The 19113-nt window shown below is 51.6% G+C and carries 19 protein-coding genes and 1 other annotated feature; of the genes, 8 read left to right on the forward strand and 11 right to left on the reverse strand.

Translation table 11 applies throughout. From position 1 onward, the window contains the following. Positions 1-373 precede the first annotated feature (373 nt). From clpB to rluD, 3 genes are all read right to left on the reverse strand, one after another. Complete coding sequence (clpB, locus tag ACLJPQ_RS15275; protein ID WP_001235092.1) at positions 374-2947, reverse strand: ATP-dependent chaperone ClpB; 2574 nt, start codon at positions 2945-2947, stop codon at positions 374-376. 129 nt (positions 2948-3076) lie between these two features. Beyond that, complete coding sequence (gene yfiH, locus ACLJPQ_RS15280; RefSeq protein ID WP_001749367.1) at positions 3077-3808, reverse strand: purine nucleoside phosphorylase YfiH; 732 nt, start codon at positions 3806-3808, stop codon at positions 3077-3079. Next, entirely contained in the window at positions 3805-4785 is a 981-nt protein-coding gene (gene rluD / locus ACLJPQ_RS15285) for a 23S rRNA pseudouridine(1911/1915/1917) synthase RluD (RefSeq protein WP_023138905.1), read from the reverse strand. The genes yfiH and rluD overlap by 4 nt, the downstream gene beginning before the upstream one ends. Positions 4786-4916: 131 nt before the next feature. On the opposite strand from rluD, the gene bamD reads away from it, so the two are divergent. The 4 genes from bamD (at position 4917) to pheA (ending at position 7675) form a co-directional block, all read left to right on the forward strand. Continuing rightward, on the forward strand, positions 4917-5654 hold the full coding sequence (gene bamD / locus ACLJPQ_RS15290; protein WP_000197660.1) for an outer membrane protein assembly factor BamD: 738 nt from the start codon (positions 4917-4919) through the stop codon (positions 5652-5654). Positions 5655-5925: 271 nt separating this feature from the next. After that, on the forward strand, positions 5926-6264 hold the full coding sequence (gene raiA, locus ACLJPQ_RS15295) for a ribosome-associated translation inhibitor RaiA (RefSeq protein WP_000178449.1): 339 nt from the start codon (positions 5926-5928) through the stop codon (positions 6262-6264). 102 nt (positions 6265-6366) lie between these two features. After that, positions 6367-6492: a sequence feature (Phe leader region), on the forward strand. Then, entirely contained in the window at positions 6368-6415 is a 48-nt protein-coding gene (pheL, locus tag ACLJPQ_RS15300; protein ID WP_010989056.1) for a pheA operon leader peptide PheL, read from the forward strand. It overlaps the preceding feature by 48 nt. A 22-nt stretch (positions 6493-6514) precedes the next feature. Next, a complete protein-coding gene (gene pheA / locus ACLJPQ_RS15305; protein WP_080185174.1) occupies positions 6515-7675 on the forward strand; it encodes a bifunctional chorismate mutase/prephenate dehydratase in 1161 nt (386 codons plus the stop codon). Here the strand turns inward: pheA and ACLJPQ_RS15310 are convergent. The 3 genes from ACLJPQ_RS15310 to aroF are packed head-to-tail and all read right to left on the reverse strand — an operon-like array spanning position 7636 to position 10803. After that, a complete protein-coding gene (locus tag ACLJPQ_RS15310; protein ID WP_000210993.1) occupies positions 7636-8544 on the reverse strand; it encodes an SMP-30/gluconolactonase/LRE family protein in 909 nt (302 codons plus the stop codon). The two genes, pheA and ACLJPQ_RS15310, sit on opposite strands and share 40 nt — an antisense overlap. A gap of 57 nt (positions 8545-8601) precedes the next feature. Beyond that, a complete protein-coding gene (gene tyrA / locus ACLJPQ_RS15315; protein ID WP_076936962.1) occupies positions 8602-9723 on the reverse strand; it encodes a bifunctional chorismate mutase/prephenate dehydrogenase in 1122 nt (373 codons plus the stop codon). A gap of 9 nt (positions 9724-9732) precedes the next feature. Further along, entirely contained in the window at positions 9733-10803 is a 1071-nt protein-coding gene (gene aroF, locus ACLJPQ_RS15320; RefSeq protein ID WP_001168062.1) for a 3-deoxy-7-phosphoheptulonate synthase AroF, read from the reverse strand. Positions 10804-11242: 439 nt separating this feature from the next. Between aroF and ACLJPQ_RS15325 the strand changes: the two genes are divergently transcribed. Together ACLJPQ_RS15325 and dgcN are read left to right on the forward strand one after the other, a co-directional pair. Further along, positions 11243-11761, forward strand: coding sequence for a YfiR family protein (locus ACLJPQ_RS15325; RefSeq protein ID WP_079944007.1), 519 nt, complete (start codon positions 11243-11245; stop codon positions 11759-11761). Then, entirely contained in the window at positions 11754-12974 is a 1221-nt protein-coding gene (dgcN, locus tag ACLJPQ_RS15330) for a diguanylate cyclase DgcN (protein WP_001030981.1), read from the forward strand. Before ACLJPQ_RS15325 ends, dgcN begins: the two co-directional genes overlap by 8 nt. 156 nt (positions 12975-13130) lie before the next feature. Here the strand turns inward: dgcN and rplS are convergent, their stop codons facing one another. The 5 genes from rplS to ffh form a co-directional block, all read right to left on the reverse strand. Continuing rightward, complete coding sequence (rplS, locus tag ACLJPQ_RS15335) at positions 13131-13478, reverse strand: 50S ribosomal protein L19 (protein ID WP_000065257.1); 348 nt, start codon at positions 13476-13478, stop codon at positions 13131-13133. 40 nt (positions 13479-13518) lie between these two features. Continuing rightward, positions 13519-14286 carry a tRNA (guanosine(37)-N1)-methyltransferase TrmD gene (gene trmD / locus ACLJPQ_RS15340; protein ID WP_000469813.1) on the reverse strand — a complete coding sequence of 256 codons (768 nt, stop codon included), beginning with the start codon at positions 14284-14286 and terminating at the stop codon, positions 13519-13521. 44 nt (positions 14287-14330) lie between these two features. Beyond that, positions 14331-14879 carry a ribosome maturation factor RimM gene (rimM, locus tag ACLJPQ_RS15345; RefSeq protein ID WP_000043266.1) on the reverse strand — a complete coding sequence of 183 codons (549 nt, stop codon included), beginning with the start codon at positions 14877-14879 and terminating at the stop codon, positions 14331-14333. Between the two features lie 18 nt (positions 14880-14897). Next, a complete protein-coding gene (gene rpsP, locus ACLJPQ_RS15350; protein ID WP_000256453.1) occupies positions 14898-15146 on the reverse strand; it encodes a 30S ribosomal protein S16 in 249 nt (82 codons plus the stop codon). 252 nt (positions 15147-15398) lie between these two features. Then, entirely contained in the window at positions 15399-16760 is a 1362-nt protein-coding gene (ffh, locus tag ACLJPQ_RS15355) for a signal recognition particle protein (RefSeq protein ID WP_080185173.1), read from the reverse strand. A gap of 165 nt (positions 16761-16925) precedes the next feature. Between ffh and ACLJPQ_RS15360 the strand changes: the two genes are divergently transcribed. Continuing rightward, a complete protein-coding gene (locus ACLJPQ_RS15360; protein WP_001537507.1) occupies positions 16926-17717 on the forward strand; it encodes an inner membrane protein YpjD in 792 nt (263 codons plus the stop codon). A gap of 19 nt (positions 17718-17736) precedes the next feature. Next, entirely contained in the window at positions 17737-19023 is a 1287-nt protein-coding gene (locus ACLJPQ_RS15365) for an HlyC/CorC family transporter (RefSeq protein ID WP_127172650.1), read from the forward strand. The last annotated feature ends 90 nt before the right edge of the window (positions 19024-19113 follow it).

Here is a 19113-nt window from a genome sequence, read left to right on the forward strand (position 1 = left end):
GACGTTAAGAATCCGTATCTTCGAGTGCCCACACAGATTGTCTGATAAATTGTTAAAGAGCAGGTGCGACGCGGCTTTCAGCTCACCGTCGCGAGGTGGCGTATATTACGCTTTCCTCTTTTTGAGTCAAGCCTTTATTTTCGCTTTCCTCACACACTTCTTAACGAAGCCTTTCTGACCCGGCGGCCTGTATGCCGTTGTTCCGTGTCAGTGGTGGCGCATTATAGGGAGTTATTAGAGCCTGACAAGACCTAAATGCAAAAAAAAGCTCAACCGTTCACTTTTCAAACAATATTTGAACCAAAAGCCTATTTTCGCCTGGTTTTTAAACAAAAACGAGCCCGTCAGGGCCCGTTTTATTCAAATTTGTGACTTACTGCACTGCCACAATACGATCATCATTGGCTTCAAGGCGAATCACTTTGCCAGGAACCAGTTCACCAGACAGGATTTGCTGCGCCAGTGGGTTTTCGATCTGCTGTTGAATAGCACGTTTTAACGGACGCGCCCCGTAGACCGGATCGTAACCGTTGGCGCTCAACAGTTTCAGCGCCTCGTCGGAGATATGGATTTCATAACCACGTTCTTCCAGACGTTTGTACAGACGCTGCAGCTGGATCTGAGCAATAGAAGCGATGTGTTGCTCACCTAACGGATGGAATACCACAACTTCATCAATACGGTTGATAAATTCCGGACGGAAGTTTTGGCTAACCACACCCAGCACCATCTCTTTCATTCGACCGTAATCCAGTTCGCCAAAGCGCTCCTGAATGAGATCGGAACCGAGGTTAGAAGTCATAATGACCACCGTATTACGGAAGTCGACCGTTCTCCCCTGCCCGTCAGTCAGCCGACCGTCGTCCAGCACCTGCAACAGAATGTTGAATACATCCGGATGCGCTTTTTCTACTTCATCCAACAAGATGACGGAATAAGGACGACGGCGCACCGCTTCCGTCAAATAACCGCCTTCTTCATAGCCGACATATCCCGGAGGCGCCCCGACCAAACGAGACACGGAGTGTTTCTCCATAAACTCAGACATGTCGATACGCACCATCGCGTCGTCGCTGTCGAACATAAAGTTAGCCAGCGCTTTACACAGTTCGGTTTTACCGACCCCCGTCGGCCCAAGGAACAGGAAGGAACCAATCGGACGGTTCGGATCGGACAGCCCTGCACGGCTACGACGTATGGCGTTCGATACTGCTTCAACGGCTTCATTCTGCCCGATCACACGGCTGTGTAACTCTTGTTCCATACGCAACAGTTTTTCACGTTCGCCTTCCAGCATTCTGGCAACCGGAATACCGGTCCAGCGCGCCAGCACTTCGGCAATTTCCGCATCCGTTACTTTGTTACGTAACAGACGCATGGTTTTACCTTCCGACTGGGTCGCGGCTTCCAACTGTTTTTCCAGCTCCGGAATTTTGCCGTACTGCAATTCAGACATTCGCGCCAGGTCGCCAACGCGACGCGCCTGCTCGATGGCAATCTTCGCCTGCTCCAGCTCCGCTTTAATAGTTTGCGTACCAGAGAGCGACGCTTTTTCCGCTTTCCACTCTTCTTCCAGCTCAGAATACTGGCGCTCTTTGTCGTCCAGTTCTTCGTTGAGCATATCGAGACGTTTTTTACTCGCCTCGTCAGACTCTTTCATCAACGCCTGCTGTTCCAGTTTGAGCTGAATAATGCGGCGGTCGAGTCTGTCCAGCTCCTCCGGCTTAGAGTCAATCTGCATACGAATGCTGGATGCCGCTTCATCGATGAGGTCGATAGCTTTATCCGGCAACTGACGGTCAGCGATATAGCGGTGAGATAATGTTGCCGCCGCCACAATCGCCGGGTCAGTGATCTGCACATGGTGGTGCAGCTCGTAACGTTCTTTCAGGCCACGCAGAATAGCGATGGTGTCTTCCACTGAAGGTTCTGCGACAAACACTTTTTGAAAACGACGTTCCAGCGCCGCGTCTTTTTCAATGTACTGACGGTATTCATCCAGCGTGGTGGCGCCCACACAGTGCAGTTCACCACGCGCCAGCGCCGGTTTCAGCATATTCCCGGCGTCCATGGCGCCATCAGCCTTACCTGCGCCAACCATGGTGTGCAGCTCGTCAATAAACAGGATGACGTTGCCTTCCTGTTTTGCCAGATCGTTCAGCACGCCTTTCAGACGCTCTTCAAATTCGCCGCGATATTTCGCCCCGGCCACCAGCGCGCCCATATCCAGCGCCAGTACGCGGCGACCTTTTAAGCCTTCAGGGACTTCACCGTTAATAATGCGCTGCGCCAGTCCTTCAACAATTGCCGTTTTACCGACCCCTGGCTCACCGATTAACACCGGGTTGTTTTTAGTACGACGTTGCAGTACCTGAATGGTACGGCGAATTTCTTCATCACGACCAATTACCGGGTCAAGCTTACCTTGTTCAGCCCGCTCGGTCAGATCGACGGTATATTTTTTCAAGGCCTGACGTTGGTCTTCAGCCCCTTGATCGTTCACGCTTTCACCTCCGCGCATCTGTTCAATTGCCTGAGTGATATTGGCCGTGGTCGCACCGGCTGATTTCAGCAGATCGGTTAACGTGCCGCGAGACTCAAGCGCCGCCAGAACAAACAGCTCTGACGAAATAAAATTGTCCCCCCGTTTTTGCGCCAGCTTGTCGCAAAGGTTCAGTACGCGTACCAGTTCCGAAGAAGGCTGTACGTCGCCGCCGGTGCCTTCCACCTGCGGTAAACGGCTCAGCGCCTGATCGATAGCGGTGCGCAACTGGCCAGCATTAATGCCGGCGGAGGTTAATAAAGGACGTATCGATCCCCCTTCCTGGTTCAGCAAGGCGCTCATTAAATGAAGAGGTTCGATGAATTGGTTGTCGTGCCCCAGCGCGAGCGACTGGGCATCGGCAAGAGCAAGCTGGAATTTGTTAGTAAGACGATCCAGACGCATAACTCCTCCCATAACAGGTCAAAATTGCTACTGGAGATTAAATGAGGTCATCCCTCAATTATTCAAGGTGAATGACCTGAATTATGTGAAAAGAAAGTTACCCGTACCGGATCGTCTTGATTCTTTAGGTTATATCAGCCAAATAAAACTTGCCATACGACCTGTCGTCTTGTCGCGACGATAAGAGAAGAAAGTCTCACTTTCGCTAAAGGTGCAGCGATCCCCGCCATAGACATGTTCAACGCCGGTATTCGCCAGACGTTGGCGTGCAAGCTGATAAATATCCGCCAGAAATTTTTCCCCGTGCGGCAAAAATGCGCTATCGGCTTGCGCATCTTTTGCTAAAAATGCCTCACGCACTTCCGGCCCCACTTCAAACGCGGTCGGGCCGATCGCCGGACCTAACCAGGCGATGATATTTTCTGGTTTGTCAGCAAAGCAGGTGACAGTTTCCTCCAGTACGCCTTCACATAATCCGCGCCAGCCCGCATGAGCCGCCGCCACTTCTGTTCCCTCACGGTTACAGAATAGCACAGGCAGGCAGTCTGCCGTCATTACCGCGCAGACGGTTCCTGGCGTATTGCTGTAAGACGCATCCGCACGTTTGGAGGCATAAGGTTCTCCGGTAAGCCTCAACACATTTTTACCGTGAACCTGTTCAAGCCAGACAGGTTTCGAAGGCAGATTGCCCGCCGCAAACAGACGCTTGCGGTTCTCTTCAACATGCTCCGGGTTATCGCCGCAATGCGCGCCCAGATTCAACGAATCGTAAGGCGGTAAACTCACCCCGCCAATACGGGTAGAACTACAGGCTGCGACGCCTTTCGGCAGCGGCCACTGCGGGACAATCAGTGCATTCATAACCAGTCCACATCATCTTTATGATCTTCGAAATCGACGCGCATCGCATCAATAAGGTCCACCATATCCTGTGGAATCGGCGCGTGCCACTCCATTTCGATACCCGATACAGGATGGTAGAGACGCAGCATCGTTGCATGAAGCGCCTGGCGGTCAAACTTACGCAACGTGGAAATAAACTCTTCCGATGCGCCTTTCGGTGGACGTGGACGACCACCGTAGACCTGATCGCCCACTAACGGGTGCGTAATATGCGCCATATGCACGCGGATCTGGTGCGTACGCCCGGTCTCCAGACGCAACCTAAGACGCGTGTGCACACGGAAATGTTCCATAATGCGGTAGTGGGTCACCGCCGGTTTGCCCATGGGATGCACCGACATATGGGTACGTTTGGTCGGGTGACGACTGATGGGTTCATTCACCGTTCCTCCCGCCGTCATATGTCCGATCGCGACCGCTTCATATTCGCGGGTGATCTCGCGCAGCTGCAAAGACTCCACCAGGCGCGTTTGCGCCGGAACGGTTTTGGCCACCACCATCAGCCCCGTCGTGTCCTTATCCAGACGATGCACAATGCCCGCGCGCGGAACATCCGCAATCGGCGGATAATAATGTAGCAACGCGTTCAGTACCGTACCGTCCGGGTTACCCGCGCCAGGATGTACCACCAGATCGCGTGGTTTGTTGATAACCAGAATATCGTCATCTTCATAAACAATATCTAACGGGATATCCTGCGCTTCAAAACGAATCTCTTCGTCGATCTCCGCATCAATAGCCACCCGCTCGCCGCCTAACACTTTTTCTTTTGGCTTATCGCAAAGTTGACCATTGACCAACACGCGCTGATTCAAAATCCATTCTTTTATACGCGAACGTGAATAATCCGGGAACATTTCGGCCAAAGCCTGATCTAAGCGTTGACCGAGTTGGTTTTCGGAGACCGTTGCGGTGAGTTGTACTCGTTGTGCCATATACAGCTTCTTCGTTTAACGTTGGGTTTTACGGCTTTGCCGTTTAATATAGTGTGCTATTGTAGCTGGTCTTAACCGGGAGCAGGAACAGAGAATCTCCCGTAAAACATTTTGAGGAAAGTCAAAACGTCATGACGCGCATGAAATATCTGGTGGCAGCAGCCACGTTGAGCCTGTTTCTGGCGGGTTGCTCGGGTTCAAAGGAAGAGGTGCCCGATAATCCGCCGAATGAAATCTACGCGACTGCTCAGCAAAAGCTGCAGGACGGTAACTGGAAACAGGCAATAACGCAATTGGAAGCATTAGATAATCGTTATCCATTCGGACCGTATTCTCAGCAGGTGCAGTTGGATCTTATCTACGCCTATTACAAAAACGCCGATTTGCCGCTAGCGCAGGCCGCTATCGATCGTTTTATGCGTCTTAATCCAACGCACCCTAATATTGACTATGTCATGTACATGCGCGGCCTGACGAACATGGCGCTGGATGATAGCGCGCTGCAGGGTTTCTTTGGCGTCGATCGCAGCGATCGCGATCCGCAACATGCGCGGGCGGCGTTCAATGACTTTTCGAAACTGGTACGCAGCTATCCTAATAGCCAGTACACCACCGACGCCACTAAGCGTCTGGTATTCCTGAAAGACCGTCTGGCGAAATATGAATATTCCGTCGCAGAGTACTATACCGCGCGCGGCGCATGGGTTGCGGTCGTAAACCGGGTAGAAGGTATGCTACGCAATTATCCTGATACGCAGGCCACGCGCGATGCGTTGCCGCTGATGGAAAACGCCTATCGTCAGATGCAGCTGAATGCGCAGGCTGACAAAGTCGCGAAAATTATTGCTGCTAACAGCAAAAACACCTGAAGCAATACAGACAAGCAAAACGGCAGCCTTCCGGCTGCCGTTTTTTTATTCGATATCTGATGCAACAGAAATGATTTCACTGCAACGCATCCAGTCAAATATGGCCTGCTTTCAGCCATTCCTCAAGTAAAAGATCGCTTCTTCCTGCGATGCCTCACAAAAAGTTCGCCTTGACAAAAAGTGACAAAATAATGTGATTTACATCACACATTTTGACATTAAGAACGGTATGCTGGAATCACCAAGACGGGAAAGACAAGAGGTAAAATTTATGACAATGAACATTACCAGTAAACAAATGGAAATTACTCCGGCAATCCGCCAACATGTCGCAGACCGTCTCGCCAAACTGGAAAAATGGCAAACTCACCTGATTAATCCTCATATCATTCTGTCTAAAGAGCCACAGGGCTTTATTGCTGACGCCACCATTAATACACCGAACGGACATCTGGTCGCCAGCGCAAAACACGAAGATATGTACACCGCTATTAATGAATTGATCAACAAGCTGGAACGGCAGCTCAATAAAGTGCAGCACAAAGGCGAAGCCCGTCGTGCCACCGCATCGGTGAAAGATGCCAGCTTCGTCGAAGCAGAAGAAGAGTAGTCCCTTACATTGAGTGTATCGCCAACGCGCCTTCGGGCGCGTTTTTTGTTGACAGGATTAAAACAGTACGGGTACTGTACTTACGTACACAAAGGAAACAGTTATGAAACTCACCCGGTTTTTCTTCGCATTCTTTTTTATCTTCCCCTGACCGGGAGGCGTTTCGTCATGTGATAAAGAATGCGAAGACGAACAAGAAGGCCTCCCCCACCGGGAGGCCTTTTTTATTGATAACAAAAAAGGCAACACTATGACATCGGAAAACCCATTACTGGCGCTGCGAGATAAAATCAGCGCTTTAGACGAAGAGTTACTGGCCTTACTGGCAAAACGACGCGCGCTGGCGATTGAAGTGGGACAAGCAAAACTACTGTCGCATCGTCCGGTTCGGGATATCGATCGTGAACGAGCGCTGCTGGACAGGCTCATCCATCTCGGTAAAGCCCACCATCTCGACGCACACTACATTACCCGTCTGTTCCAGCTTATCATTGAAGACTCCGTGCTTACTCAGCAGGCGCTGCTGCAACAACATCTGAATAATACTCACCCTCATTCGGCACGTATTGCGTTTCTTGGGCCGAAAGGCTCCTATTCTCATCTCGCGGCGCGCCAGTATGCTGCACGCCATTTTGAGCAATTTATCGAGAGCGGTTGCGCAAAATTCACCGATATTTTTCATCAGGTCGAAACCGGCCAGGCCGATTACGCCGTGGTTCCGATAGAGAACACCAGCTCCGGCGCTATCAACGATGTGTACGACTTATTGCAACACACCAGTCTGTCGATTGTCGGTGAGATGACCGTCACTATCGATCACTGCGTACTGGTTTCCGGCGCTACGGATCTGAATACCATCGAAACGGTGTACAGCCATCCGCAGCCGTTCCAGCAGTGCAGTAAATTTTTGAGCCGCTATCCGCACTGGAAAATTGACTATACCGAGAGTACGTCGGCAGCGATGGAAAAAGTCGCGCAGGCAAGCTCTCCGCGCGTCGCGGCGCTCGGCAGCGAGGCAGGCGGCATGTTGCACGGTTTACAGGTGCTGGAACGCATCGCCGCAAACCAGACGCAGAATATCACCCGCTTTCTGGTACTGGCGCGCAAAGCCATTAATGTTTCCGATCAGGTTCCGGCAAAAACCACTCTGTTAATAGCCACCGGGCAGCAAGCTGGCGCGCTGGTCGAAGCGCTGCTGGTGCTGCGTAACCACAATCTCATCATGACGAAACTGGAGTCGCGCCCCATTCACGGCAATCCGTGGGAAGAGATGTTTTATCTCGATATTCAGGCGAACCTGGAGTCGCAGGTAATGCAAAGCGCGCTAAAAGAGCTGGGCGAGATCACGCGCTCAATGAAAGTGCTTGGCTGCTATCCCAGCGAAAACGTCGTGCCGGTAGAACCTGCCTGACGTTCAATAAAACGGCTTTTCTTCATCCCTGCGACGGCTACCTGCAGGGTGAAGATGGCGCCGGAGAGCGGATAATCCGCCACTTCCTGAGCAGACATATTTTCTCTGGTAGTTGTAATAAACAGCGTTTTCATATCTGCGCCGCCAAAGCAAACCATCGTCGGACAACGTACCGGCAACCGGTACTCTTCCAGCTGCTCTCCTTGCGGTGAGAAACGCGCCACGCGCCAGCCGTCAAACATCGCGCTCCAGTAGCACCCTTCGCTATCCATCGCCGCGCCGTCGGGAAGTCCTTCTCCTTCGCCAAAATGGCGAAAAAGTTCGCGCTTGCCCGGTTCGCCATGCTTATCAAGTAACGTGCGGTATATCACGCCATTCGGCGTATCGGAGGTATACATCCACTGGTTATTCGGGCTGAACGCCAGGCCGTTGTGTCCCTGGATATCGCACTGGATCACTTTTGCCGTCAGGTCATGATCGATCCGCATCAGCAACGCGCCATTATAGTCACCTGGCGCCCAGAACGTTCCGGCATAAAAACGTCCATCGCCATCAGTGCCGCCATCGTTGAAACGCGCCAGTTTCGTATTAGAGGGATTGTCGCAAACCTTACGCTGCAATAATCCATTTTTATCGGCCAGCCAGATAGCATGACGCATGGCCACAATAAATCCGCCCTGCTCACGCAAGGCAAAACAGCCCACCTCTTCCGGAAACGCCAGCACGCTATGCGTCCCGCTCGCCGGATGGTAACGATGGATCTCCTGTTCCAGGATATCGGTCCAATACAGCGCGCTTTCATCCTCGCTCCATGTGGGGCATTCTGGTAGATGTCCGACATAATCAAATAAAACGTGCGGCGTAGTCATAACGGTTCCTTAAACGAAAAAAGCCAGCAAAGCTGGCTTTTAGTATAGATGTCATCATTATGGTCGGCTGTCATTCGCCTGACGCAATAACACACGGCTTTCATTCTGGAAGCGTCTGGCATAATCGCCAAACCAGTGTTCAACTTTGCGAAAACTGTCGATAAAAGCCTGCTTATCACCCTGTTCCAGTAACCCGATAGCATCGCCAAAACGTTTATAGTAACGCTTGATAAGCGCCAGATTGCGCTCCGACGACATAATAATGTCCGCATACAGTTGCGGGTCCTGGGCGAACAGACGCCCGACCATCGCCAGCTCCAGTCGATAAATCGGCGATGATAGCGCCAGAAGCTGCTCAAGCTGGACGTTCTCTTCCGCCAGATGCAGCCCATAAGCGAAGGTAGCAAAATGGCGCAACGCCTGGATAAAAGCCATGTTCTGATCGTGCTCGACAGCGCTAATTCGATGCAACCGCGCGCCCCACACCTGGATTTGCTCAAGGAACCACTGATACGCTTCCGGTTGACGCCCATCACACCAGACCACCACCTGCTTCGCCAGGCTCCCGCTGTCCGGACCAAACATCGGATGCAAGCCCAACACGGGGCCATCATGGGCCGCCAACATTGCCTGCAACGGACCGCTTTTCACCGATGCCAGATCGACCAGAATACAGTCGGACGGCAGGGGCGGCAGTTGCGCTATGACCTGTTCAGTAACATGAATCGGCACGCTGACGATCACCATTCCGGCATCGGCGACAATGGCCCTGGCGCGCGGCCAGTCCTGCTGTTCCAGAATACGGACCTGATAGCCCGACAGCGTGAGCATTTTTTCAAACAGACGCCCCATCTGTCCGCCGCCGCCCACAATGACGACCGGACGCAGAGAAGGACAAAGCGTTTTGAACCCCTTATCATTTTCGCTGGAGTAAGATTCACGCATTACCCGGCGCAGGACATCTTCAATGAGATCGGGCGGGACACCGATCGCTTCTGCTTCCGCCCGTCGTGAAGCCAGCATAGAGGCCTCACGCTCCGGCACGTAAATAGGCAGGCCAAAACGGCTTTTCACCTCGCCGACTTTGGCAACCAGTTCCAGGCGCTTAGCCAGTAAATTCAACAACGCTTTATCGACATCATCTATTTGATCGCGTAACGCGGTCAATTCAGCAACCATAACAACCTCTTATGCGACGCGCACCGCCAGCTGGCCGCTCAAATCTTTATGAATTTCACGTAACAGGGCATCGGTCATCTCCCAGCTAATACAAGCATCGGTGACGGAAACGCCATACTTCATTTCGCTGCGCGGCTGCTCGGAAGACTGATTACCCTCATGAATATTACTTTCAATCATTAAGCCAATGATTGAACGATTGCCATCTTTAATCTGCGCAACCACAGATTCGGCAACGGCTGGCTGGCGGCGATAATCTTTATTGGAGTTACCATGACTGCAATCTACCATCAGCGAAGGACGTAGTCCCGCCTGTTCCATCTCTTTTTCACACTGAGCGACATCTGCCGGGCTATAGTTTGGCGCTTTGCCGCCACGCAGAATCACATGACCATGCGGATTTCCCTGGGTTTGCAATAACGCAACCTGACCGGCCTGGTTAATGCCAACAAAACGATGAGGTTGCGCAGCGGCGCGCATGGCGTTAATCGCTGTCGCCAGGCTGCCATCCGTACCGTTTTTAAAGCCGACCGGCATAGAAAGACCAGACGCCATTTCGCGGTGGGTTTGCGATTCGGTTGTGCGCGCGCCTATCGCCGACCAGCTAAACAGATCGCCCAGGTATTGCGGGCTGTTCGGATCCAACGCTTCGGTCGCCAATGGCAACCCCATATTCACCAGTTCCACCAGTAGCTGACGCGCTATTTTCAACCCGGCTTCCACATCAAATGAGCCATCCATGTGAGGATCGTTAATCAGCCCTTTCCAGCCGACGGTAGTCCGCGGCTTTTCAAAATAGACGCGCATTACCAGATAGAGGCTATCGCTGACCTCTGCGGCAAGGGCTTTAAATCGACGGGCATATTCCAGAGCGGTTTCAGGATCGTGAATAGAACAAGGACCGCATACCACCAACAGACGCGGATCGCGCCCGGCAATAATGTCAGAAATGATTCCCCGGGACTGCGCTATCTGCGCTTCCTGCGCCAGACTCAACGGAAAGGCCGCTTTAAGCTGCTCCGGCGTCATTAATACCTGTTCATCGGTGATACGTACGTTATTCAGCGCGTCTTTTTGCATGATGGCGATCCTGTCTTTTCTTGTTTGCGATAGTTGATCCTCCACGAGGATGTTTAAACCATACCACAAAAAGTAAAGATTTCAATCCATATTACGTAAAATAAACTTTACACCATGCGAAATAGTCGATTAAACCCCTTCATTTTGTATCAAAAACTTTACACAACAAGTGAATTATTTTATTCCCAGCCTCAGAAAAGCGGTAAAATGAGCGATGCTCGCTATTTTTTGATTATTTTTTCTCCGCACACATATTTTTACTTTCTGATATAGGGTGATTAATACCATAATCACAAGAATTTAATATCAGGGACGCCAATTAAATTATTCATATTATCAATAAGACATAATGACGATATGGCAAAATAATGTTATTTTGCTACAAACAATCACGGATGTATTTTAATGCTTTACGAATGAAGATGGTGGGGACTTGTTAATGCGTTTTTCTCACCGATTTATCCTTCTGTTATCGCTATTATTAGCAAGCTTGCCTCTGTATGCTCAACGCGTCACGGAAGAAGAGAAATCCGTACGCGCCATCGTCTCCGGTATCGTCAGTTATACACACTGGCCGGCGTTATCCGGGCCGCCAAGGCTATGCATATTTTCATCTGCGCGTTTTGTCAGGGTACTTAGCGAAGAGGCTAACTGGGCTTTCCCTTATCAACCGCTTGTCATCCGTACCACACAAGAAGCCCTGAGCGCCCGCTGTGATGGTTTTTACTTTGGCAATGAATCGCCAGCTTATCAGGTGGAGTTAACGCGTCATTATCCAGTTAATGCTTTGTTATTAATTGCCGAGCAAAATACTGAATGTATTATTGGCAGCGCATTTTGTCTGATCATTAACAATGATGAAGTCAAATTTTCCGTCAACCTGGACTCCCTCTCGCATAGCGGCGTGAGAGTGAATCCAGAAGTATTAATGCTTGCACGGAATCAAAAGCATGAATAAGGAATTTTCTCTGTCCAGGCCAACATTTAAACGCACACTACGGCGGATTAGTATAATCAGCGTGCTGCTTACAATGACATTGATCTGGCTATTAATTTGCGTTGCGTCTGTCCTTACGCTCAAACAGTATGCGCAAAAAAATCTCGATTTGACCGCCGCCACAATGGCCCATAGCCTTGAAGCGGCACTGGTATTTTCCGATAACGCGGCCGCAGCGGAAACGCTCGCCACACTGGGACGCCAGGGACAATTTTCAGCGGCGGAGGTCCGCGATAAAAATGGCCGTGCTATCGCCTCATGGCGCTATGATGCGCGAGCCGCAGACGATAAGCTCATCGGCTTAATTAGCCACTGGCTTTTTCCATTGCCGGTATCGCAACCCGTCTGGCACAACGGCAGGGCCATCGGCGAAGTACGGCTTGTCGCCCGCGACAGCCTTATTGGTCATTTTATCTGGCTATCGCTGGCAGTGCTGACAGGATGTATTCTGCTGGCATCCGGCATTGCCCTGCTGCTCACGCGTTATTTACACAATGGCGTTGTGGATGCGCTGCAAAATATTACTGAAGTTGTACACGACGTTCGCACTAACCGAAATTTTTCACGCCGGGTACCTGATGAGCGTATTGCGGAATTTCACCTGTTTGCGCAGGATTTCAATAGCCTTCTGGATGAGATGGAAGAATGGCAGCTACGGCTTCAGGCTAAAAATGCCCAGTTACTACGTACCGCGCTGCACGATCCGCTGACGGGGCTTGCCAATCGCGCGGCATTTCGCAGCTGTATTAACGCGCTGATGAAGGACAATTCCGCTCGTAGCAGTTCGGCATTGTTATTTCTGGATGGCGATAACTTTAAATATATTAATGATACCTGGGGACATGCGGCAGGCGACCGCGTACTTATAGAGGTTGCCAAAAGATTAGCGGAATTCGGTGGTAGCCGTTATCAGACTTACCGACTCGGCGGCGATGAATTTGCGATGGTGCTTTACGATGTACATTCGGAATATGAAGTACAACGTATTTGCGCAGCGCTATCCCAGGCGTTTAATCGACCTTTTGAACTGCATAACGGCCAGCGGATAACGATGACCCTGAGTATTGGCTTTGCGCTGACATGGGAACATGCCACTGCCGAAAAACTACAAGAACTGGCCGATCGAAATATGTATCAGGCTAAACACCGGCGTGCGGAGCGCTCGCTAAACTAAGGAACGGGCCTGGCCGTTTCTGACTCAGCGTTGAGACCACAGACCCAACCTAATCATGCAACCGTCTATGGCGTGGAGCAAACCCATAAAAAAGGGGCCAGCGTAATGCCAGCCCCTTCTTTTCTACAAGCTTTCGGATGTTGCGAAAGCGCGTTCTTAGTTAAGACGCTCTTTGATACGAGCCGCTTTACCAGTACGCTCACGCAGGTAGTACAGTTTAGCTTTACGAACAGCACCACGACGTTTAACAGCAATGCTGTCAACTACCGGAGAGTGAGTCTGGAAGACACGCTCAACGCCTTCGCCGTTGGAAATTTTACGAACAGTGAATGCAGAGTGCAGACCGCGGTTACGAATAGCGATAACCACGCCCTCGAATGCCTGCAGACGTTTCTTGGTACCTTCAACAACCCATACTTTCACTTCCACGGTATCGCCCGGACGGAAGGAAGGTACGTTCTGCTTCATCTGCTCTTGTTCAAGTTGCTTAATAATGTTGCTCATAATTTAATCTCTTATCCTGGGTAAACTGATATTCGGGGGCCTATGCCATCCCATCATGTTTATGCTGCTGTTGTGCGTGTTCTGTTTTGAACTCCGCCAGCAACCTTGCTTGCTCTTCAGTCAGAGCCAGGTTTTCCAGAAGTTCAGGTCTTCTAAGCCAGGTTCGGCCCAGCGACTGTTTCAAACGCCAGCGACGTATCTCAGCATGGTTTCCCGACAGCAATACTGGCGGTACTTCCATCCCCTCTAACACTTCAGGGCGCGTATAGTGCGGACAATCCAGCAACCCATCAGCAAACGAATCTTCGATCGCTGATGCCTCATGCCCCAGAACCCCCGGTATAAACCGGGCGACGGAGTCAATCAGCGTCATTGCCGGTAGTTCGCCACCGCTGAGAACGTAATCGCCAATTGACCATTCTTCGTCAATTTCGGTCTGAATTACGCGCTCATCTACGCCTTCGTAGCGACCACACACCAGAATAAGCTTCTGATTCGTGGCCAGCTCGCTAACGCCCGCTTGATCAAGCTTGCGTCCCTGAGGCGACAGATAAATCACTTTAGCGCCTTCACCTGCCGCGGCTTTTGCTGCATGAATGGCGTCCCGCAAGGGTTGCACCATCATTAACATCCCTGGTCCGCCGCCGTAAGGACGATCGTCCACGGTACGGTGCCGGTCATGCGTGAAGTCGCGAGGACTCCAGCTCTGGATGTTCAGCAGGCCATTTTTTACTGCCCGGCCAGTTACCCCGTAATCGGTAATTGCGCGGAACATTTCAGGAAACAGGCTAACTATGCCAATAAACACAAGCCAATCCCCATAACGCCATTTATTACCGTTTATTCGGTGGTTTAAAAACCAGGATCCCAGTCTACTTCGATAGTACGAGTAGCGAGATCGACTTTCTTGATAACCTGCCCATCGAGGAACGGTACTAGTCGTTCCTTGATACCAAATGCATCTTTCAGGTTCGCCTTAATGACGAGAACGTCATTCGACCCGGTTTCCATCATGTCGATAACTTTACCGAGATCGTAGCCTTCAGCGGTGACTACCTGGCAACCCATCAGGTCTTTCCAGTAGTAGTCTCCCTCCTCAAGCGCAGGAAGTTGCGAGGAATCCACGACAATTTCGCAATTGGTCAGAAGATTCGCGGCATCTCGATCGTCAACGCCTTTCAGCTTGATGATCAGATCCTGATTGTGGTGCTTCCAGCTTTCCAGCTGTACCTGCTGCCACTGACCCGCCTTCTGGATAAACCAGGGCTGATAGTCAAAAATGCTTTCGGCGTCTTCAGTGGAGGAAAACACTCTGAGCCAACCACGGATACCGTATGAAGAACCCATTTTCCCCAGTACAACCGGTTCAGCGGGTACTTGTGCGGCGAGTTGCTTGCTCATCATGACCACCGTGACAGATTAAGCTGCTTTTTTTACTTCTTTGATCAGCGCCGCAACGCGATCGGAAATGGTTGCGCCCTGGCCAACCCAGTGAGCGATGCGATCCAGATCCAGGCGGGTGCCTTCTTCTTTTTCGCTAGCGATTGGGTTGAAGAAACCAACGCGCTCAATGAAGCGACCGTTGCGTGCATTACGGCTGTCGGTGACAACAACCTGGTAGAACGGACGCTTTTTAGCGCCGTGACGAGCTAAACGAATAGTTACCATAACATCCTCTTGTGTGAATAAAACAACCGGGCCCCATCGAGGAACGGAGCCCGGCGTCATATTAAAAGCCCGAAAATTTTACTGATTTCTGGGAGAATTGCAATCAACAGTTAATAACTCTGCTGTAGAAGGCCGTCGGCGGCGCAGCGAGTTCGGTACCGGCGTGCGCGCAGCCACCGCAGCGTACACGCAGTACGTGAGGATGGCGAGCACACCCCGGTGCCGAAATAGCAAGTGAGCCAGGCCGGGAAATTAGCGACCCGGGAAGCCTGGCGGCATCATCCCCTTCATACTCCGCATCATCTTCGCCATCCCGCCCTTCTTCATCTTCTTCATCATGCGCTGCATGTCGTCGAACTGTTTCAGAAGGCGGTTAACGTCCTGCACCTGCATCCCACAGCCCTGCGCGATACGACGCTTGCGGGAACCTTTGATGATTTCCGGCTTCGCGCGCTCTTTCAGCGTCATCGAATTGATGATCGCTTCCATACGCACCAGCACTTTGTCATCCATCTGCGATTTAACGTTGTCCGGAATCTGCCCCATGCCCGGTAATTTGCCCATCAGACTGGCCATACCGCCCATGTTTTTCATCTGTTTGAGCTGCTCCAGGAAGTCGTTCAGGTCGAAACCGTCGCCTTTCTTCAGTTTGGTCGCCAGCTTCTCAGCCTGCGCGCGGTCAACTTTACTTTCGATATCTTCGATAAGAGACAGTACGTCGCCCATGCCGAGAATACGCGAGGCGATACGATCCGGGTAGAACGGCTCCAGCGCGTCGGTTTTCTCGCCGACACCGAGGAATTTAATCGGCTTACCGGTAATATGACGAATAGATAACGCCGCGCCGCCGCGAGCGTCGCCGTCAACTTTGGTCAGCACCACGCCGGTTAACGGCAGCGCTTCGTTAAAGGCTTTTGCGGTATTCGCCGCATCCTGACCGGTCATCGCATCGACGACAAACAGCGTTTCTACTGGCTTAATAGAAGCGTGGACCTGTTTGATTTCGTCCATCATCGCTTCGTCAACGTGCAGACGACCGGCGGTATCCACCAGCAGCACGTCGTAGAATTTGAGCTTCGCTTCTTTCAGCGCGGCGTTGACGATATCAACCGGTTTCTGGCCGACATCAGACGGGAAGAAATCCACGCCAACCTGCTCAGCCAGCGTTTCGAGCTGTTTGATCGCCGCCGGGCGATAGACGTCGGCAGAGACGACCAGCACTTTCTTCTTGTGCTTCTCGCGCAAGAATTTACCCAACTTACCGACGCTGGTGGTTTTACCCGCCCCCTGCAGACCCGCCATCAATACTACGGCTGGCGGCTGCGCAGCCAGATTCAGGGTCTGGTTTTCTTCGCCCATCGCCGCAACCAGTTCGCTACGGACAATCTTGACGAACTCCTGCCCTGGGGTCAGGCTCTTGTTAACTTCATGACCAACCGCTTTCTCTTTTACGCGATTGATGAACTCACGCACTACCGGCAGCGCAACGTCAGCCTCCAGCAGCGCCATGCGCACTTCGCGCAGCGTCTCTTTAACGTTGTCTTCAGTAAGGCGCCCACGGCCACTGATATTGCGCAGCGTGCGCGACAAACGATCGGTTAAATTATCAAACATTGTCTCTCGCCTGGGGTGGAAACGGTTGGTCGCCGCAGCGACACAGTTACAGAATTTCGCCACAGTATACCATGAAGCCGTCTTTGTTGTTATGCAACGGTTGGAGCTGCGGTCACGTAACGCTATACTGCTTCTCTTTCTCACTGGTCAACTGTCGACACAACTATGCCCGTTTTTGCTTTACTTGCCCTTGTCGCCTACTCCTTCAGCCTCGCGCTGATCGTTCCCGGACTGTTGCAAAAGAACAGCGGCTGGCGGCGTATGGCTATTCTTTCTGCGGTCATCGCGCTGGTGTGCCATGCTGTCGCGCTGGAATCGCGTATTCTGCCCGGCGGCGACAGTGGACAAAACCTGAGCCTGCTGAATGTCGGTTCGCTGGTCAGCCTGATGATCTGCACGGTGATGACCATTGTCGCGTCGCGTAATCGCGGCTGGTTACTTCTGCCCATTGTCTATGCTTTTGCGCTGATTAACCTGGCCTTCGCCACGTTCATGCCTAATGAATATATTACGCATCTGGAAGCGACCCCAGGCATGATGGTGCACATCGGTCTGTCGCTTTTCTCTTACGCGACGCTGATAATCGCCGCGCTGTATGCGCTACAACTGGCGTGGATCGACTATCAGTTGAAGAACAAAAAGCTGGCGTTTAGTAATGAAATGCCGCCATTGATGAGCATTGAGCGCAAAATGTTTCATATCACGCAGATTGGCGTCGTACTGCTGACCCTTACTCTGTGTACCGGCCTGTTTTACATGCATAACCTGTTCAGTACTGAAAATATTGATAAAGCCGTGCTCTCTATCGTGGCATGGTTTGTCTATATCGTTCTGCTGTGGGGGCATTACCATGAAGGCTGGCGGGGTCGGCGGGTCGTGTGGTTTAACGTCGCAGGCGCGGGTATTCTGACGCTGGCCTATTTTGGTAGCCGCATATTACAGCAATTTGTAAGCTAAGCTTTTAAAGGAGTTTCCCCTGGAACACATCTCCACCACCACGCTGATTATCATATTAATCATCATGGTGGTCATCTCGGCCTATTTTTCCGGTTCCGAAACTGGAATGATGACGCTAAACCGTTACCGTTTACGCCATATGGCGAAGCAAGGTAATCGCTCGGCAAAACGGGTAGAAAAATTATTGCGTAAACCCGATCGACTGATAAGCCTGGTGCTGATCGGCAATAACCTGGTCAACATTCTTGCCTCGGCGCTCGGCACGATTGTGGGTATGCGGCTTTACGGCGACGCCGGCGTGGCTATCGCCACCGGGGTACTGACGTTTGTCGTGTTAGTTTTTGCCGAAGTCCTGCCCAAAACTATCGCCGCGCTCTATCCGGAAAAAGTGGCCTATCCCAGCAGCTTCCTGCTGGCGCCGTTACAGATACTGATGATGCCGCTGGTGTGGTTACTTAACACCATCACCCGCCTGCTGATGCGTCTGATGGGAATTAAAACGGACATCGTGGTCAGCGGGTCGTTAAGCAAAGAGGAATTACGCACTATCGTGCATGAATCCCGTTCGCAAATCTCTCGCCGCAATCAGGATATGCTGCTGTCGGTTCTCGACCTGGAAAAGGTCAGCGTGGATGACATCATGGTGCCGCGTAATGAAATTATCGGAATCGATATCAATGACGACTGGAAGTCTATCGAGCGGCAGCTTACCCACTCGCCGCACGGACGCATTGTGCTCTATCGCGATTCGCTGGATGACGCCATCAGTATGCTGCGCGTGCGTGAAGCCTGGCGGTTAATGGCCGAGAAAAAAGAGTTCACCAAAGAGATGATGCTGCGCGCCGCCGATGAAATCTATTACGTCCCGGAAGGTACGCCGCTCAGTACACAACTGATTAAATTTCAGCGCAATAAAAAGAAAGTCGGACTGGTCGTCAACGAATATGGCGATATCCAGGGGCTGGTCACCGTGGAAGATATTCTCGAGGAGATCGTTGGCGACTTCACCACATCGATGTCGCCGACACTGGCGGAAGAGGTCACGCCGCAAAACGACGGTTCGGTCATTATTGACGGTACCGCCAACGTCCGGGAAATCAATAAAGCGTTTAACTGGCACCTGCCGGAAGATGACGCGCGCACCGTCAACGGGGTGATTCTGGAGGCGCTGGAGGAAATTCCGGTTGCTGGCACGCGCGTGCGCATTGAGCAGTACGATATCGATATTCTCGATGTACAGGAAAATATGATTAAGCAGGTAAAGGTTGTACCGGTAAAACCGCTGCGCGAGAGTGTGGCGGAGTAACCCAATGGCGAACTCCGGTTCGCCTTTTTTATCGCCGTCTTTTAAGATTCCATCAATTCCTGCCATTTACTTAACAATGCAATAATGTCT

The sequence above is a fragment of the Salmonella sp. SAL04213 genome, from assembly GCF_046550535.1.
Classification (GTDB): Bacteria; Pseudomonadota; Gammaproteobacteria; order Enterobacterales; family Enterobacteriaceae; genus Salmonella; species Salmonella enterica.

Bases quoted from the DNA above. Each gene is read 5' to 3' on its own strand.
- clpB (WP_001235092.1), bottom strand. From the start codon at position 2,947: ATGCGTCTGGATCGTCTTACTAACAAATTCCAGCTTGCTCTTGCCGAT.
- yfiH (WP_001749367.1), bottom strand. From the start codon at position 3,808: ATGAATGCACTGATTGTCCCGCAGTGGCCGCTGCCGAAAGGCGTCGCA.
- rluD (WP_023138905.1), bottom strand. From the start codon at position 4,785: ATGGCACAACGAGTACAACTCACCGCAACGGTCTCCGAAAACCAACTC.
- bamD (WP_000197660.1), top strand. From the start codon at position 4,917: ATGACGCGCATGAAATATCTGGTGGCAGCAGCCACGTTGAGCCTGTTT.
- raiA (WP_000178449.1), top strand. From the start codon at position 5,926: ATGACAATGAACATTACCAGTAAACAAATGGAAATTACTCCGGCAATC.
- pheA (WP_080185174.1), top strand. From the start codon at position 6,515: ATGACATCGGAAAACCCATTACTGGCGCTGCGAGATAAAATCAGCGCT.
- ACLJPQ_RS15310 (WP_000210993.1), bottom strand. From the start codon at position 8,544: ATGACTACGCCGCACGTTTTATTTGATTATGTCGGACATCTACCAGAA.
- tyrA (WP_076936962.1), bottom strand. From the start codon at position 9,723: ATGGTTGCTGAATTGACCGCGTTACGCGATCAAATAGATGATGTCGAT.
- aroF (WP_001168062.1), bottom strand. From the start codon at position 10,803: ATGCAAAAAGACGCGCTGAATAACGTACGTATCACCGATGAACAGGTA.
- ACLJPQ_RS15325 (WP_079944007.1), top strand. From the start codon at position 11,243: ATGCGTTTTTCTCACCGATTTATCCTTCTGTTATCGCTATTATTAGCA.
- dgcN (WP_001030981.1), top strand. From the start codon at position 11,754: ATGAATAAGGAATTTTCTCTGTCCAGGCCAACATTTAAACGCACACTA.
- rplS (WP_000065257.1), bottom strand. From the start codon at position 13,478: ATGAGCAACATTATTAAGCAACTTGAACAAGAGCAGATGAAGCAGAAC.
- rimM (WP_000043266.1), bottom strand. From the start codon at position 14,879: ATGAGCAAGCAACTCGCCGCACAAGTACCCGCTGAACCGGTTGTACTG.
- rpsP (WP_000256453.1), bottom strand. From the start codon at position 15,146: ATGGTAACTATTCGTTTAGCTCGTCACGGCGCTAAAAAGCGTCCGTTC.
- ffh (WP_080185173.1), bottom strand. From the start codon at position 16,760: ATGTTTGATAATTTAACCGATCGTTTGTCGCGCACGCTGCGCAATATC.
- ACLJPQ_RS15360 (WP_001537507.1), top strand. From the start codon at position 16,926: ATGCCCGTTTTTGCTTTACTTGCCCTTGTCGCCTACTCCTTCAGCCTC.